Source organism: Halorussus halophilus, assembly GCF_008831545.1.
Classification (GTDB): Archaea; Halobacteriota; Halobacteria; order Halobacteriales; family Haladaptataceae; genus Halorussus; species Halorussus halophilus.
The window spans coordinates 2,893,767-2,908,884 of record NZ_CP044523.1 but is presented as its reverse complement, the minus strand read 5'-3'; the positions used below and the strand labels follow the sequence as shown (position 1 = coordinate 2,908,884).

Below are 15,118 nucleotides of genomic sequence, written 5' to 3'. Positions count from 1 at the left end.
ATTTTCGATATGTTTACCGGAATCGTTGAGGAGTCGGGCGAGGTACGCGACGTGACCGTGACCGAGGATGGACGACGACTTACCATCGGCGGCGAAGTCGTCACCGAGGACCTCGAACGCGGCCAGAGCATCAGTGTCAGCGGCGTCTGCCTGACCGTCGAGGAGTTCGGGGGCGTTGACGCGTCGGCAGACGCGTCTGCTCGTCGGACGGAGTCCGACGGTGACTGGTTCGAAGTGTTTCTCGCGGCCGAGACGGTCGCCAAGACGTATCTGGGAGCAGTCGAAGTCGGCGACCCCGTGAACCTCGAACGCGCGATGCCCGCCGACGGCCGCTTCGACGGACACGTCGTGCAGGGCCACGTCGATACGACGACGGAAGTCGTCGGTGTGGAACAGGTGGGAGAGGACTGGCAGTACGAGTTCGCTGTGCCGGACGACTACGCGAAGTACGTCGTGGACAAGGGTTCGGTCACGCTCGACGGCATCAGCCTCACCGTCGCGGACCTCCGTGAAGACACCTTCACGGTCGCAATCATCCCCGAGACGCGCGCCGTGACGAACCTCTCCGAAAAGGGCGCAGGCGACCCCGTCCACCTCGAAGTGGACGTAATCGCGAAGTACACCGAGCGGATGCTCTCGGAGGCCGGGACGGAACGAATCGACTTATAGTTCTGGACGAGAGTACACTGTTTCATGCTCCCCCGAGACGCCTTCGACCGGACGACCCTCGTCGGTGCGGCGATTCTGTTCGCCGCCGTCGCCCTCGTCGCGTTCGCACTCCCCGTGGCGTATCGCTCCGACCTCTCGCAGGTGTCGCTGGTCGCCGTCGCCGTCTCGCTGGTCGGGTTCGGCGTCGAGTATCGCGGTAGCGCTGACCCAACTCGCCGAAAGGGCCTCCGCGCCGGGGCAATCGGTGGCGGTCTCTGCGTCTTCCTCGTCGCGGCACAGGCGGCGACGAAACAACTCGACTATCTCCCGATAATCGCGGCCAGCGCAGTCGTCCTCCCGGTCACGTTCGGCGTGGTCGGCCACGTCTCTGGAACTATCGGCAACCACGCCTCGGAGTACTGACACGTGGCCGTAACTTTTTAAATTCGGCCTACAACGCATTACCGAATGCGACGTTTCGCGCTGTTGGCAGGGTTACTCGTCGTCGGAGCGACGGCGGTGGCCACATCCACCGCCAGTCCGGGTCCCGAACCGGCACTCGTCACTGCTGGCGCTGGCGTGCTGGGTGCTGGCGTCGTCGGTGTCGCCGTCGAAGGCGTCGGTACGTTCGGTTCCAGTTCCGAAATCGACCGCTTCGTCGTCGCGCTCGGTTCCGGCGCACTGTTCGTTCGAGTCGCGGCGGTCCACGTAGTCGCGAGGCCGCTCCGCTACGACGGCGTGGCACTCACGGCTCTCGGCGTGTTGACTGTCGGCGTCGTCGTCGGCTATCGCGCCGCGGCACTCACGGCTCTCGGCGTGTTGACTGTCGGCGTCGTCGTCGGCTATCGCGCCGCGGCACTCACGGCTCTCGGCGTGTTGACTGTCGGCGTCGTCGTCGGCTATCGCGCCGCGGACGACGCACTTGACGGACTCAGACAGGGACTGTTGGCCTGCGGACTCGGCGGTGTTCTCTGTGTGTTGTTCGTCGCGTACAACGTGGTCCGACTCGACGCGCTGACTGCCTTCGACGCCCTCGTCGCCGGAAGCGGCGTCGTCCTGCCGGTCGTCTTCGGGTTGTTCGGTGCCGTCTCGGGCGTCGCTGGTTGGTGGCTCGCTGACTATCTTTCGGCCCCGGACGCGCTCGCTTGAGTGCGCCGCGTCCGTTCGACCCTCACTTCGACTCCGTCTCGAAGGAGTCCCCTTCTTGTTCTGGTTGTGCTTGCGCCTGTGCCTCCGAATCTTCGAAGGTGACGCTCTGACCCATGTTGGTCTGCTGGTACGCCTGCCGGTACCGGGAAATCTTCCGGTAGAGCAGGTAGCCGAAGACACCGTCGTAGACGACGACGAACGCGATGAACGCGACGCCCGGATTGATGCTTGCCCCGCTCAGTTCGAGGAGCGGCGTCAGGTACGTGACCGACGTGTTGTACGTCGCGTGGATGAACCCCGCGATGAGCAGGCCCTTGACCGCGATGGGGCCCGCGTTCTCCCGGTTGAACTTCGCTAGTCCGAGGTAGTAGCCAGCGAACGCCGAGTAGATGACGTGGCCCGGCCCGGCGAGGAGTCGAACTGCCGCCGTCTGGCCCGCGTCGGCGATAGCTTCGGAACCGAGTCCACTGGCTCCGCTCAGTCCTTGCGTGATGTAGATGGCGTTCTCGATGGTGGCGAAGCCGAGCCCTGCCATCGCGCCGTACACCGCGCCGTCGATGACCGCGTCGAAGCGGCTACTGCGGAACGCGTACAGCCGAATCGCCAGCCACTTCACCGTCTCTTCGACCGGCGCGACGATGAGATAGAAGAACAACACGAGGCCGATTGCCGGGACGAAGTTGACGAAAATCGGCTGTGCGATGGTGTTGACGATAGCAGCGAACCCGGCGAACAGCACTCCGAGCAGGAAGGTACCGACCAGTAGTGTGAGCGGCTCGGAAGTCGTCACGTCGGCGTACCAGATGTATGCCGCCAGCGCGAAGGCCGGGACGACCGACAGCAGGACGAACGCGCCGATGTACGGTTCGCTGATGGCGGCCAGCCCCGAGAGCAGGAACTGCGCGACCAGAATGAGCAACGCCAGTAAGACGACGACCGCTCGCGCCGAGAATCTCAGAACTCGATAGACGACGCTCGACAACCGGTCCAACCAACTCCGCTCTTCCCACGTCGCGACGTCGTAGAGGTCGGCGGAGTCGGTCGCACCCTCTTCGACGGGGTCCCGTTGCGGTTCCATCGCCAAAGGCTATGCAGGCCACTACTAACTATCTGGTCCCCGAGTGCGCCTAGTACACCTTAGTGGTGATAATATGCCATTAACACTTTGGCCGGAATTCTTTTCAACAGGAACCAGTCTAAACGTGGGTAACGATGACGTACCAAAGCACAAGCCGAGGCATCATGTACAGCGCGCCGCCGAAAGGCGAGCGAAACGACGAGAAAACACGACCGGAGACAACAGAATCCGAGACCGAAACAGAACACGAGACGCCCACCATCGAGAATCCGACCCAAACGACCGACGCGAACTGGACCGGACACGTCCCTGCTGACGACTGACCCCTTCGACCGCCCGAATTCGGACCCTGCGCCGCTCGCAGACGACCCCGTTCCCCCGACTCCGATTCCCCGACGCGATTCCGCTGAGAGATTTTGATTCCGTTCCCGCTTCGACCCCCGCTTTTCCGAACCGCCAGACCGATGGTCGCGCCGCCACAGTAGTCGCCTATGAGCTTCGATTCCCGCACGCGCCGCGCGCTCCGCGAGGCGGGCGTCTCCGAGGACACGTTGCGAGCGGCCTCGGAGACCGCCGCCAAAGACGCCGAGCGCGTCGCCGACGAACTGGAAGCCTTCTTCGCCGACCACGACACCGTCTACTCCGACATGGACCTGACTCACAGTAGCTCGGAGTTCCCTGAACACACTGTCGAGTACGCCGACTTGTTCACCCACAGTGAGGACGTTCGCGGGTGGCTTCGATTCGATTCGTGGGGCGTCTACGTCGAAGGCGGCCGCATCTTGGACGACGAATTCGTCGAACTCACGCTCGGCCCGACCGTCCACGAACGAGTGCGATTCGCCGCCGACCGCGAGTCGCTATGAGTCGCGTCCGACTTCGCGGCATCTACACGACCGCACTGACCGAGCGACTGCGCGAGCAGTTCGACGTGGTACAGGCGTCGCCGCCGATTCGGCGGCGCTTCGACGCGGACTTCGACCACGCGGAGTACGACGCCACCGTCGAGACGACCGACGACCGGCAGGGAGTCGGCGTCGTCGGCGACGACGCAACTGTCGAGCAGATTGCCGACGCGCTCGCCGCCACCGGCATCGACACGTTCTGCTGGACCGACTCTGCACCGCGTGGTGCGATTTTCGATGGTCTCGTCACGGAGACGCTGGGCGGCGGCGCAGTCGTCGATTTGGGAGACCGCGAGGGCTATCTCCCCTTCGGCGAGATAGACCGGCGAATCGACGTTGACGACCGCGTGCGCGTGCAGGTCCACGACCCCGCGGCCCCGTGGGTGAACCAACGACCCGGACTCGGCACTGAAATACAGACACAGGGCGGTGTCGCCAGTCTCTCGAAGGGTATCGACCGAATCGTCGCGAAGGGCGACGACGCGACCCAAACGGAACTCGCCAGAACGACCGAGATGCTCCCGACTGACGTCCCCGACGACTGGGGCGTCCGCTGGGAGTACGCCGCCGAAGAAGCAGGTCTAGACGCGATGGACGGCGCGCTCTCGCAGGCCATCGAAGAAGCCGAAGCTATCGACGGCGCGCTCGCGGACACGCCGGACCTCGCGGAGCGAGACGGAGTTCCCCATCAAATCGTCGCCCCGGAAGCCACGACGTGGCTCTGGTTCGGCCGCGAGTCGCGCTTCGGACTGGACGACCTTCGAAGGGAAGTCACGACGACGATGCCGGGCCACCACCGCGTGAAGGCCGCCCATCGCTCGGCCAGCACGGCGGTCGATTTCGTAGAAGACCTGTGTAAGATGTCTGGCGAGTTCCGAACTGGCGCAGTGCTGCGCCAGTTCGGCCCACGGGACGGCGGGAAGACGAAAATCGTCCACGGCAAGCCCGACGGCCGCTGTTTCCCGCTGGGTCGCGGCGAGGTGACGAGTTTCGACCCCGACGAGGGGAAACTGACCGTCCAGCGAGAGATGTCCGGCAGGGGCACCTACGACGCCTTGGAAGTCCCCCGCGAGTCGGGCGACGTAGCCACCACGAAGTTCCGCGAGGGGCGCTGGTGGTATCCGACGGTCTACCGGAGCGAAGACGGCGAGACGAAGGGCACCTACGTCAACATCTGCACTCCGGTCGAACTATTCCCCGACGAAGCGCGCTACGTGGACCTCCACGTGGACGTGGTGAAATTCCCCGATGGAACGGTCGAGCGCGTGGACGACGACGAGTTGGACGCGGCAGTCGCGGTCGGCAACATCTCTGAAGCGTTGGGCGACAAAGCGCGTAGCGTAGCGAGTAGCGTCGAGAACGCGTTGCGTTAAGCGGCGAAAAACAAGGGTCGCCGCTCCCGTCGCGCCGACTGGTGAGACGCAGTCGTCCGCGCCGCCGAACCGGGAGCAGGTGGGACCCCGACACGAGCGACAAGTGGTGGTTGCTCGTCGCGGTCCACCTAGGTGCGATTCCACTGCTGTTCGCGCTGGCGCTCGTCGGGCGGGGCGTGGTTCTCCTCGTCGGTCAGGGGTCCGCAGGCTTCGTCCGGACGCTCCTGCTTCTGGCACTGTACGTGATGTTGTTCGTCGCCGGACCGGTCGGCGTCTTCTTCGACAAAAAGTACGTGCGGAGCGTCTCGGGGTGGACGCCGACACGTTGGTACTATCTGATGTTCTTCGTGCCGTTCAGTTGGGTGATGGCCGCGGACTACCTCTGGCGGCGACACAGACACGTCGGAACGCCGTGAAGACTACAGAAAACAGGCAGCTACGCCCTCACTGCGCGGCCGCTTCTTCCAACTCTAGAATCTCGTCTACGCCCTTCCCGTTCGGTTCGTTGTACAGCAGTACGTCCAGCGGGAGCGTCGGCGCGCCGTTGACGAGGTTCTCCATCACGACCAGTCGCTCGCGGGCACGGGACATGCCGACGTAGAAGACGCGCCGTTCGTTGTCGGTCAGGACCGGTACGGGGTCGGTCTTCGAGGTGTACTCCTCGTCGCCGGGCACGTCGTCGGGGTCTACTGTCGCGGCCATCTGCTCGACCACCTTCTCGGTGAGGTCGGTGGCGACGAACACGTGGTCTGCCTCGCGACCCTTCGCGGAGTGGATGGTGCCGAGGCGGACGCGGTCGGGTTCCATGTCCTGATAGTCGCCGTTGAAGTACGCCTTCATCGAGTTCTTCTGGAAGCTGGTGACCTTCCGAACCATGTCGGCCGCGGAGGCCGGACCGGGCATGAACGGCGCGAAGTCCTTCACGAAGTCGGGGTCCACTTCGATTTCGGCGAGGTCGTCGGTGTCTGCCTCTTCTTTCTTCTCGTCCAGCGCGTCGAAGAGGTCGTCGCGCTCGTTGGTGCCGAACGCGGAGTCCATGAGCATGTCGGCGAGGCGGCGGGCTTGCAAGCCCGTGATGGGTTCGCCAGCATCGACCTTCTGGACGGCTTCGACGTATTGGCTCAGTCGGTCGGTCCACATCCGCTGGTCGGTCAGACAGCGGAACGGGATACCCTCGTCGATGAACTCGTCGATGAAGCGGAACATCTGGTAGCGCGCCCGGAACAGCAACATCAGTGTCCCGTCGTGTTCGTTCACGGTGAACCGGACGTTTCGGACGAGTTCGAGCATCGACGGGCTGTCGATGGCTTCGACCGTCCCGCCCTCGATTCGGGGTTGGAGATTCTTCTCTTGGCGCTTTTCGAGGTGGCCGATCTCCTGTTGGACGACTTTGAGAATCTTCGAGGGAAGACGGTAGGAGGTGTCGAGAATTACGTCGTTGCCACCTTCGTCGAGGAGCAAGCTCGGGTCGGCACCCTGCCACGCGTAGACGACCTGGTCGTCGTCGCCCGCGATGAGGACTTTCTCCATGTGGGGCTTCCACTCCTCGTAGACGTCGTACTGCAGTCCCGTGATGTCCTGGAACTCGTCGATGACGAGGTAATCGACGTTCGGGAGGAGCGAGCGTTGCTTGACTCGTTCGAGCATGTCCGCGAAGCCGACGAGGTCGTTGTCGCCCTTGTGGGCGCGCCAGCCACGAATCGCCTCGGGAACGTCGATTCGGTCGTCGTCGCTGGGCCACGTCGGGGTGTACTTGTTGCCCTCTTGGGCGTTGTCGTCGATCTCCGGCGGGAGACGCACTTCCTCGTCGTTCCACTGGAACGGCACGTCGTACCAGTCGGCCACGTCGCGCCGGGTGCGCTGGAGCCACTGACTCGTGGCGATAATCTTGTTGCCGAGCGTGGTCGAGCGAGCGGTGCGACGGCCCGCGCCGCTGTACTCGTCTTCGAACTCGATACCGAAGTCTTCGCAGAACTCCTTCTTGTCGGATTCGCCGACGACGTCGTTACGCGAGAGGTCGAGCAGTTCGTACGCCTTCGCGTGCATCGTGCAGACGCTGCCCTGCAACGAGCGCGGGTTGAGGTCTCGTCGCTCGGCGAGACGCTCCCGAACTTCGTTGGCGGCCGCGCGAGTGTAAGACACGAGCAGAATGTCTTTGACGCCCACGTCGTCTTGGTCGAGGAGGGCTTCGACCCTGTCGAGTAACTCCGTCGTCTTCCCGCTACCCGGCCCACCGAAGAGACGGGTAACCCGTTCGTCCGTCGGATCTTGGCTCATTACACCAACCACATGACCCGACCACCCATAAAACGCGTGAATTCCTTCCAGCAGTTTCGTCTCCGCTCAACAACAGTCGTCGATCCGTGTCGAAAGACGAGAGATACGTCGAAACGCGACTTCTCTTGTCCTGTCTCAGGAGTAGCTACGAGTTGTTCCGTGGCGAACGTGCCTGTCGAACGTCACTTCCGTCTCGTATCTTGTCTTCGCACTCCGGGCAGACGCGCGGATTCTCGACACCACGAGGGGTGAACACTCGGGCGTACGCGTCGGTGACGAAAGAACTGCAATTCTGACACTCGGGCATTTCTCTTGTAGACCTACGAAAATCTTACATTATATATCTGCCGACACAGATTGGATACTTTCGCTTGGTGAACAGTCGGGACGACTGTTCAGGCACTCGATTCGACGGCGACTAGATACCGCGTTGATACGTATTTTCGTCCTGAGCAACTTGCCCCGACCCCGCTGGTTAACTCGCCAGCGACCCTACTACGGACGATGGTTCTCTCGCTCGACGTTCTTGCGCTGGCGCTCGTCCCCGCACTCTTGTGGGGTGCCAGCCCCATTGTCTCCAAACGCGGCATGGCGGGCGGTGGCTCCTCGCTCCAAGCTTCGCTGGTCGTCGTGCTGGTCGATACCTCGCTCTACTGGACTGCGCTGTTCGTCTTGTACGGGAGTTCGCCACTGTCGGGTCTCGACGCGACGACTTTCGGCGTCTTCGCGTTCGCAGGACTCGTGGGGACTGCACTCGGCAGGCTTGCCACTTTTACCGGCGTGGACCGCGTCGGCGCGAGCGTCAACAGCGCGGGCGTCAGTACTCGACCGCTGTTCGCCACGGCACTCGCGGCCGTCTGGCTCGGCGAGACGGTGACGCTCACGACGGCCGCAGGCGTCCTCGTCTTGGTCGGTGGTCTCGTCGCACTGGCACTGGCGAAGGGCGGCGACGTCTCGGGGTGGGAACCCAGCGAGTTGCTCTTCCCGCTCGCGGCGGCCTGTGCGTTCGCAGTCGGGAACGTCGTCAGGAAGTTCGGACTGGACACGACGCCAGCGACGACGTTGCAGGCGGTCACAATCAACGAGACGGCGGCCCTCGTCGGATTAGTGGGATACGCATTGGCGAAGGACCGGCGGGACGTCCTCTCCGCACCGAAGCGCACGTACGGCTTATTCGCAATCAGTGGTACCTTAACGGCAGTCGCTCTGCTGTCGCTGTTCGAAGCACTCGACAGAGGACAGGTCGCGGTCGTAGACCCGCTCGCGGGAACCGCGCCGCTGTTCACGACGCTGTTCGCGGCGGTTTTCCTGAAGGACTTGGAGCGGGTCACCCGCGGCGTCGTCGCGGGCGCGTTGCTCATCGTCGTCGGTGCTGCGGTGATTACGGCGTTGTAGATGAGCGAAGAAGAGTCGCTCGTCGTCTCTAGCTCCGATTCTGCTCTCGACGCGCTATGCTACTGCTATCGCGCTATTCCGGTCGCCAACCACACACTGTGCATTCACTCGCAGACGTATCGTGAAGGCCGCTGCACTCCGGACACTGCTTCTTGTTGTATTCCTGCTGCCAGCCTACCGTTTCGGTTTCGTGGCCGCGGTCGGACAGGAACTCGTCGAAGAGGTCGTCGTCTCCGGTTGGTGCGGTCGCCATACATGCTATGGTAATGCATACCTCCCATATAATGGTACTGGTCGAACAGTTCGTGTAAATTCACTGTCGGAACCCCTAATTTCGGTTGTGGGGTCTCTTACCGCCGGAAATAGGCAGGGCTTAACGAATTACGCGTCGCGAAAATCCGGGTTTCGTGGGGAAATCGCGGGGTGTAGCGAGTGGAAGTTGACGTTCGTTCGAGTCGGCCGAGTGGCTCGGATTTGGGAGGGCTTCTCGAACTTTCACGGGCAACTGGCGCGTGCGGTCGCACCCCTTCGGTGGTGCGACCGTTCGCGCGAGGGACGAGGGAGCGAAGCGACCCAGTCGGTTGGGGAGGTGTGTGGCCCTCGCGGTGCGGGAGTCGCACCAGCATCAGGAGATTCGAGAACTCAGCGCGTGAGACGCGCTGAGTTCTCGCATCGCTTTTTTGGTCCAGATTTTTCTCGGAGTGGTGGCAGGTGCGTGGAGCGCACCGTTGCCACCCGACGAGAAAAAAGGTGGTTGCCGGGAGGTGTGTGGCCCTCGCGGTGCGGTGGCGGAGCGGTGCGGTCTCTCATCGGTATCGGGAGTAGCTAGCACTAACGTCTTCGCAGAAATAGCGTCGTCTCGAACGTCGCTGGCAGTAATCCAGGTTACTAGCTCACCTTCATCCCTCGCTCTTCCCATTTACTCCAGCGCGAGCAGATGAAACGACGACTCGCCGGTCTGGGCAATCACGTATAGCACGCCGTCATCCAACACTGGTCCCGGACCCACTCGCCCGTGGAACGACTTCTCGAATCGCTTCGCCGGGCTACTACCACCGGCGTCGAGACCCTTCGGCGTCGGGTCGAAGGCGTACAACTTGTCGCCACCCACGAACAGCGTGTCGCGGCCGATAGCGGGAGCGGTCCCCGACCAATCTCCGATGTCCTGTTGCCACACTTGCTCGCCGGTATCAGTATCGAGCGCCTGCAACCCGTCGGACCCGGCCGCATAGAGGTGTTCCTTGACTGCGAGTCCGCCGTTTGTGCCGGGGATTTCAGCCTTCAACGCGACATCGCGGTGGGGTGCCTGTCCGAACGAGATACCCCACGTCGTGCCGTCGAAGCAACTCACGTAGACGTTCTCCCTACCCGCGGTCGTCGGAACGTCCGGTCGAGACGGCAGATTCCACTCCCCGTGGCCGGTCCCCTCGAAGTCGATGAGATACAACTTCCCGGCTTGGGAAGCGACGGCGAGGTAGTGGCCCGCGTAAACCGCGGGCGAACCGAGCAGTTCTCCGAACAGTCGTCGCGACCAATCGACTTCGCCCGTTTCCACATCGACGCGGTGCATCGTCTCGTCCGCAGGCACGTAGAGCCAGTCGCCCGAGTACATCGTGGGCGTCCGAACGAAATCCTGTTCCGTGAACTCCGTCTCCCACTCCGGCTCGCCAGTCTCGGCGTCGAGGGCGCGCAGCGTATTGCCGAAGCCGAGATAGACCGTGCCCTCACGCACCAACGGCGTCGTACTCGTCTCGTCTTTCGTCCACAGTTCGCTCCCGTCCTTGGCGTCGTACACTTCGAGTTCGTACCGAATCGACTGGTAGACGCGGCCCCCTGCGACTATCGGTGCCTGATTCGTCAACTGCGGCACTTCGACTCGCCAGCGTTCTTCGACGCCATCGACGGGTGCCTTGCCGTCCCACACTGCGCGGGTGTTTGCGGCGTTACAGCCGAAACTCGACCACTCGCCGTTCGCGCCGGCGAGGTGGTTGTCCGGGTCGGGTATTTCGTCTACGCCCGGTTTCGGCGGGTCGTCCGCGGTGATTTCTGTAGCGGCGTTGCACCCCGCGAGCGCGACACTACTGGCGCTCACGCCGAAGGTAGCGAGAAACGTCCGTCTGGAGGGCATGCCCGGGCGTTCTTGTGGAAAACTAATATGTTTTGTCGAATCGCCTGTTAGAGGTCGTAGATGTCGCCGAACTTCTCCTCGACGTAGTCGAGATAGTACTTTGCCGTGAGGTCCTCGCCGGTGGCCTCGCGAATCAGTTCGTCGGTGGTGTAGCGCTGGCCCTGCTGGTGGACGTTCTCCTCGAACCACTCGCGGATGGGTTCGAACTCACCTTCTCGAATCATCTCGCGCGGATTGTCCAACTCTTCCTCGATGGTCGCCCAGAACTGCGCGGCGAGCAGACTGCCGACAGTGTAGTTCTGGAAACTGGCGAAGCTCTGGGTCCAGTGGATGTCCTGTAGACAGCCCTCCGAGTCGGTGTCGGGCCGAACGCCCAGATACTCTTCCATCTTGTCGTTCCACGCGCCCGGAATCTCCGAGACTTCGAGGTCGCCCTCGATGAACTCCTGCTCGATTTCCGAGCGGAGGATGATGTGCATGTGGTAGGTGACTTCGTCGGCCTCGACGCGAATCAGGTTCTCCTCGTTGACGCGATTCGCGGCCAGATAGGCTTCCTCTGGGGTCACGTCCGAAGCCTGCGGGAAGTGTTCCTTGAACGTCGGCAAGAATAGTTCCCAGAACTCCCGCGTTCGTCCAACATGGTTCTCCCAAAAACGCGACTGCGATTCGTGGACGCCTGAGGAGCGAGGTTGGCCGAGCGGCGACCCGTAGGCGTCCTGTCGAAGGCCGAGTTGGTACGTCGCGTGACCGAACTCGTGAATCGTCGAGCCAATCGGGTCGATAGGGTCGTCTTCGTGGAACCGCGTCGTCACGCGAGCGTCGAACTGGTTGCCGGACATGAACGGGTGCGGCGCGGTGTCGAGGCGGCCGCGAGACCAGTCGTAGCCGAGCAAGTCGAGTACGTCTTCCGCGAGGTCGCGCTGTTCGTCCTCGTCGTAGGTGCCTTCGAACACGTTCGGGATGTCCTCGGCGGCGCGAATCTCCTCGATGAGCGGGACGAGTCCTTCCTTCAACTCCTCGAAGATGCGCTCGACGGTGTCGAGTCCGAGGTACGGTTCGCGGTCCTCGAACATGACCTCGTACGGCCCCCGACTCGAATCGATGTGTTCGGCCCGCTCGGTCTGCAACTCGACCAGTTTTTCGAGCGTCGGCGCGAACTCCGAGAAGTCGTCGTCGGCCTTCGCGGCCTGCCAGTCGTCTTGGGCTTCCGACCCGGTCTGGGCTATCTCCTCGACCAGTTCGCCGGGTACGTCGGTCGCGCGGTCGTACTGCAGTCGAATCTCCCGGACGACTGCCTCTTGCTCGTCGGTCAGGTCCTCGCTTTCTGCAGCCTCCAGCAACCTCCCGGTCTCGTCGTCGGTCAACTGCTCGTGGTGGACCGCAGAGAGTGCGGAGAGTTGCTTCGAGCGGGCGGCGGTCCCCTGCTCGGGCATCATCACCTGCTGGTCCCAGTAGAGGACGCCGCGGCCGTCGCCGAGGTAGCTGATCCGCTCGTAGCGTTCGAGAAGGTCGTCGTAGGCGTCTGCCATACTGTCGCGTTGGCTCGATGATGTATTAACGTCCGGGTCCCGGCGAACCGCGTGGGGTTCGGTGGCGTGGGACGTATCGACTGCGAAAAAAGCGGTTCAAAGCAGGAACGATACCACTGCCAACACGAGGAAGGCGACGACTAGCCACTTCGCGATGTCCATCGACAACCCCGCGACGCCGCCAGCGCCGAGTACCCCGGCGACGATTGCGAGGACGAAGAACGCGACAGCGAGTTCGAGAATCGCCATCTCAGTGGTCCCCTGTCTTCTGTGGTCGGTTGCTACTCTGTCCGGTCGTGCTGCAGTTCGTGTTGAATTGCATGCCTCCGTACCAAGTCACAGACCTGTATAGGCTCCCGGCCGGACAGGTCAGGGTCTCGAAGTCAGGTTTGGGGTCTGTAGGACCTGCACGCAACGTTTAAAGTGGCAACGAAACAAAGTCTTCCTCGTGCCCTCTCGAAGACAGGTCCTCGCGGCGGGAAGTCTCGCGCTCGCAGGGAGTGCGGGTTGTCTCGGCGGTTCGACTATCGGTATCGGCGGAACTGACGACACTACCGACAGTTCCGAGACTGTCGCGACCAGCACCGTAGACCAGACGACCGCTGCCAGCGAGGCGACTACTGCTGACGAAACGAGTCTCGCCAGTGCAACCAGTGCCGACGCGGACGCGTTCCGAATCGTGGTCGTTGACAGCGACGACGAAGTCCAACTCGTCACTGGAGTGGATGTGGCCTCGGTCGGCGAAATCGAATCGGCCAGCAACGGTAGTGGCTACCGCCTTCCGTTTCGACTCACCGACGACGGGACGACGGCGTTCGCCGACGGACTCGAACAGGTGGGAGCGTTCGACAACCCCGAGGACCACCAGATTCGGACGTACTTCGAGGCCGAACTGCTCTACGAGGCGGAACTCGGTCCGGGCTTGGCCGACGAAATCGAGTCGGGCGAGTGGAACGGGGAGTTCCTGTTCACGGTGTCCGAACGGCAGACCGCAGAATCGGTGAAAGCAGCGTTGAAAAAGTAGAAGGAAAAAATGACCGAGCGCGGCGATTAGTAGTCGTCCAAGTCGTACAATTCGCCGTACTTGCGCTTCACGTAGTCGAGGAAGTAGTCGGCGGTGTACTCCTCGCCGGTCGCTTCCTGAACCAGGTCGTCAGTCGTGTACTGCGAACCGTGCTGGTGGACGTTCTCGGTCAACCAGTCGTGCAACTCGTCGAAGTCACCCTCACGCACTTGGTCGTAGAGGCCCTCGATGTCGTCTTCGGCGTGGGCGAACAGTTGGGACGCCAGCACACTCCCGAGCGAGTACGTCGGGAAGTAGCCGAAGTCGCCGTGACTCCAGTGGATGTCCTGTAGACAGCCCTCTGCGTCGGTGTCCGGCCGGATGCCGAGGTACTCCTCGTACTTGTCGTTCCAGACCTCCGGCACGTCTTCAACGTCTAAGTCGCCGCGAATCAGGTCGCGCTCGATTTCGAACCGGACGAGGATGTGCATGTGGTAGGTCAACTCGTCGGCTTCGACGCGAATCAGGTTGTTCTCGTACACTTCGTTTGCGGCCTCGTACACGTCTTCGACGGACGCTCCCTCTAGTTTTTCGGGGAATCGCTCCTGCACCTTCGGCAGGAATCGCTCCCAGAACGCCTCCGAGCGACCGACGTGGTTCTCCCAGAGGCGCGACTGGGACTCGTGGACGGTCATGTCACGACTCTCGCCGAGCGGCGTCCCGTACTGCTCGCGGGGCAGTCCGAGGGTGTACGTCGCGTGGCCGAACTCGTGGACCGTCGCCATCAGCGCGCCCAGCGGTTCCTCGGGATTGAATCGCGTGGTGACGCGGGCGTCGAACTGGTTGCCCGACGAGAACGGATGCGGCGCGGTGTCGAGACGGCCGTGTTCCCAGTCGTAGCCCAGCGTGTCGAGCACGTCGCGGGCCAGTTCTTCCTGCGTGTCCACGTCGAACTCTCCCTCGAAGGTATCGACGGCGAGGTCGGCGTCGCTCTCTCGCACGGCGTCCACGAGCGGGACGAGTTCTTCGCGCAGTTGGTCGAGCACTTCCTCGGCTTTCTCGATGCCGAGATACGGTTCGTATTCCTCGAACAGTACCTCGTAGGGGTCCCGCTCCGGGTCGATGTGTTCGGCGTACTGTCGCTTGAGTTCGACCAGTTTTTCGAGCGTCGGCGCGAACGTCTCGAAGTTGTCTTCCTCCTTGGCTTCCTCCCAGACCGGCATCGCTTCCGAGGAGGTCTGGGAAATCTCTTCGACCAGTTCCTCGGGGACCTTCGTCGCTCGGTCGTACCTTCGTCGGGTCTCGCGGACGACGGCGGCCTGCTCGTCGGTCAGGTCCTCGTCTTCCAACTCGTCCAGCATCTCGCCCATCTCGTCGGACGTGAGCAGTTCGTGGCTGAGCGTCGAGAGCGCCGACCGCTGTTGGGAGCGCGCAGGCGTGCCACCCTCCGGCATCATGACCTCTTGGTCCCAGCCCAGTACCATCCCGGCGTTACTGACGTTCGAGAGTCGTTTTACTTTCTGCAGGAACGCAGAGTACGTCTCGGACGCCTCGTCCGTGGCGGCTTCGCTTGCCATACGCGGCGGCTATGCTGGGAGCGATTATCAAAGCGCGGGTTTCGGAACGAAGGTCC

The 15,118-nt window shown here is 62.7% G+C and carries 17 protein-coding genes; 9 read left to right on the top strand and 8 right to left on the bottom strand.

The genetic code is table 11. The features are described 5' to 3' along the window. Positions 1-9: 9 nt before the first annotated feature. The 3 genes from F7R90_RS14435 to F7R90_RS14425 are packed head-to-tail and all read left to right on the top strand — an operon-like array spanning position 10 to position 1,797. Positions 10-669 (top strand): riboflavin synthase, encoded by a 660-nt coding sequence (locus F7R90_RS14435; RefSeq protein ID WP_158058105.1) that lies wholly within the window; start codon positions 10-12, stop codon positions 667-669. Between the two features lie 24 nt (positions 670-693). Then, positions 694-1,071 (top strand): hypothetical protein, encoded by a 378-nt coding sequence (locus F7R90_RS14430; protein WP_158058104.1) that lies wholly within the window; start codon positions 694-696, stop codon positions 1,069-1,071. A 45-nt stretch (positions 1,072-1,116) separates the two neighbouring features. After that, the gene (locus F7R90_RS14425; RefSeq protein WP_158058103.1) at positions 1,117-1,797 is read left to right on the top strand and encodes a hypothetical protein; all 681 of its coding nucleotides are present in this window, start codon (positions 1,117-1,119) and stop codon (positions 1,795-1,797) included. 22 nt (positions 1,798-1,819) lie between these two features. On the opposite strand, the gene F7R90_RS14420 is transcribed toward F7R90_RS14425, so the two are convergent. Next, positions 1,820-2,875 carry a PrsW family intramembrane metalloprotease gene (locus F7R90_RS14420; protein ID WP_158058102.1) on the bottom strand — a complete coding sequence of 352 codons (1,056 nt, stop codon included), beginning with the start codon at positions 2,873-2,875 and terminating at the stop codon, positions 1,820-1,822. Between the two features lie 134 nt (positions 2,876-3,009). Here F7R90_RS14420 and F7R90_RS14415 point away from each other — a divergent pair, with 134 nt between their 5' ends. From F7R90_RS14415 to F7R90_RS14400, 4 genes are all read left to right on the top strand, one after another. Continuing rightward, the gene (locus tag F7R90_RS14415; protein ID WP_158058101.1) at positions 3,010-3,198 is read left to right on the top strand and encodes a hypothetical protein; all 189 of its coding nucleotides are present in this window, start codon (positions 3,010-3,012) and stop codon (positions 3,196-3,198) included. A gap of 168 nt (positions 3,199-3,366) precedes the next feature. Beyond that, on the top strand, positions 3,367-3,741 hold the full coding sequence (locus tag F7R90_RS14410) for a DUF7532 family protein (protein ID WP_158058100.1): 375 nt from the start codon (positions 3,367-3,369) through the stop codon (positions 3,739-3,741). Next, positions 3,738-5,153, top strand: coding sequence for a DUF402 domain-containing protein (locus tag F7R90_RS14405; RefSeq protein WP_158058099.1), 1,416 nt, complete (start codon positions 3,738-3,740; stop codon positions 5,151-5,153). Before F7R90_RS14410 ends, F7R90_RS14405 begins: the two co-directional genes overlap by 4 nt. A 41-nt stretch (positions 5,154-5,194) precedes the next feature. Beyond that, positions 5,195-5,569, top strand: a complete 375-nt coding sequence (locus F7R90_RS14400) for a hypothetical protein (protein ID WP_158058098.1) — start codon at positions 5,195-5,197, stop codon at positions 5,567-5,569. 28 nt (positions 5,570-5,597) lie between these two features. On the opposite strand, the gene F7R90_RS14395 is transcribed toward F7R90_RS14400, so the two are convergent. Both F7R90_RS14395 and F7R90_RS22905 read right to left on the bottom strand, forming a co-directional pair. Then, entirely contained in the window at positions 5,598-7,430 is a 1,833-nt protein-coding gene (locus F7R90_RS14395) for a UvrD-helicase domain-containing protein (protein WP_158058097.1), read from the bottom strand. 145 nt (positions 7,431-7,575) lie between these two features. Continuing rightward, positions 7,576-7,737 (bottom strand): DUF7563 family protein, encoded by a 162-nt coding sequence (locus tag F7R90_RS22905; protein WP_449272367.1) that lies wholly within the window; start codon positions 7,735-7,737, stop codon positions 7,576-7,578. Between the two features lie 197 nt (positions 7,738-7,934). Between F7R90_RS22905 and F7R90_RS14390 the strand changes: the two genes are divergently transcribed. After that, positions 7,935-8,825: a DMT family transporter gene (locus tag F7R90_RS14390; protein ID WP_158058096.1), complete on the top strand. Its 891-nt coding sequence runs from the start codon at positions 7,935-7,937 to the stop codon at positions 8,823-8,825. Positions 8,826-8,898: 73 nt separating this feature from the next. Here the strand turns inward: F7R90_RS14390 and F7R90_RS14385 are convergent, their stop codons facing one another. The 4 genes from F7R90_RS14385 to F7R90_RS14370 form a co-directional block, all read right to left on the bottom strand. Next, the gene (locus F7R90_RS14385; protein ID WP_158058095.1) at positions 8,899-9,078 is read right to left on the bottom strand and encodes an HVO_0416 family zinc finger protein; all 180 of its coding nucleotides are present in this window, start codon (positions 9,076-9,078) and stop codon (positions 8,899-8,901) included. Between the two features lie 666 nt (positions 9,079-9,744). Further along, complete coding sequence (locus tag F7R90_RS14380; protein ID WP_158058094.1) at positions 9,745-10,953, bottom strand: outer membrane protein assembly factor BamB family protein; 1,209 nt, start codon at positions 10,951-10,953, stop codon at positions 9,745-9,747. Between the two features lie 47 nt (positions 10,954-11,000). After that, positions 11,001-12,482, bottom strand: a complete 1,482-nt coding sequence (locus F7R90_RS14375; RefSeq protein WP_158058093.1) for a carboxypeptidase M32 — start codon at positions 12,480-12,482, stop codon at positions 11,001-11,003. Positions 12,483-12,578: 96 nt separating this feature from the next. After that, positions 12,579-12,725, bottom strand: coding sequence for a DUF1328 family protein (locus F7R90_RS14370; RefSeq protein WP_158058950.1), 147 nt, complete (start codon positions 12,723-12,725; stop codon positions 12,579-12,581). A 205-nt stretch (positions 12,726-12,930) separates the two neighbouring features. Between F7R90_RS14370 and F7R90_RS14365 the strand changes: the two genes are divergently transcribed. Next, complete coding sequence (locus tag F7R90_RS14365) at positions 12,931-13,506, top strand: preprotein translocase subunit SecD family protein (RefSeq protein ID WP_158058092.1); 576 nt, start codon at positions 12,931-12,933, stop codon at positions 13,504-13,506. Positions 13,507-13,532: 26 nt separating this feature from the next. Here the strand turns inward: F7R90_RS14365 and F7R90_RS14360 are convergent, their stop codons facing one another. After that, entirely contained in the window at positions 13,533-15,062 is a 1,530-nt protein-coding gene (locus F7R90_RS14360; protein WP_158058091.1) for a carboxypeptidase M32, read from the bottom strand. Between the last annotated feature and the right edge of the window lie 56 nt (positions 15,063-15,118).

Coding starts and splice junctions, on each gene's coding strand:
- F7R90_RS14360 (WP_158058091.1), bottom strand. CDS start 15,062: ATGGCAAGCGAAGCCGCCACGGACGAGGCGTCCGAGACGTACTCTGCG.
- F7R90_RS14385 (WP_158058095.1), bottom strand. CDS start 9,078: ATGGCGACCGCACCAACCGGAGACGACGACCTCTTCGACGAGTTCCTG.
- F7R90_RS14415 (WP_158058101.1), top strand. CDS start 3,010: ATGACGTACCAAAGCACAAGCCGAGGCATCATGTACAGCGCGCCGCCG.
- F7R90_RS14435 (WP_158058105.1), top strand. CDS start 10: ATGTTTACCGGAATCGTTGAGGAGTCGGGCGAGGTACGCGACGTGACC.
- F7R90_RS14430 (WP_158058104.1), top strand. CDS start 694: ATGCTCCCCCGAGACGCCTTCGACCGGACGACCCTCGTCGGTGCGGCG.
- F7R90_RS14390 (WP_158058096.1), top strand. CDS start 7,935: ATGGTTCTCTCGCTCGACGTTCTTGCGCTGGCGCTCGTCCCCGCACTC.
- F7R90_RS14410 (WP_158058100.1), top strand. CDS start 3,367: ATGAGCTTCGATTCCCGCACGCGCCGCGCGCTCCGCGAGGCGGGCGTC.
- F7R90_RS14425 (WP_158058103.1), top strand. CDS start 1,117: ATGCGACGTTTCGCGCTGTTGGCAGGGTTACTCGTCGTCGGAGCGACG.
- F7R90_RS14405 (WP_158058099.1), top strand. CDS start 3,738: ATGAGTCGCGTCCGACTTCGCGGCATCTACACGACCGCACTGACCGAG.
- F7R90_RS14380 (WP_158058094.1), bottom strand. CDS start 10,953: ATGCCCTCCAGACGGACGTTTCTCGCTACCTTCGGCGTGAGCGCCAGT.
- F7R90_RS14420 (WP_158058102.1), bottom strand. CDS start 2,875: ATGGAACCGCAACGGGACCCCGTCGAAGAGGGTGCGACCGACTCCGCC.
- F7R90_RS14375 (WP_158058093.1), bottom strand. CDS start 12,482: ATGGCAGACGCCTACGACGACCTTCTCGAACGCTACGAGCGGATCAGC.
- F7R90_RS22905 (WP_449272367.1), bottom strand. CDS start 7,737: ATGCCCGAGTGTCAGAATTGCAGTTCTTTCGTCACCGACGCGTACGCC.
- F7R90_RS14395 (WP_158058097.1), bottom strand. CDS start 7,430: ATGAGCCAAGATCCGACGGACGAACGGGTTACCCGTCTCTTCGGTGGG.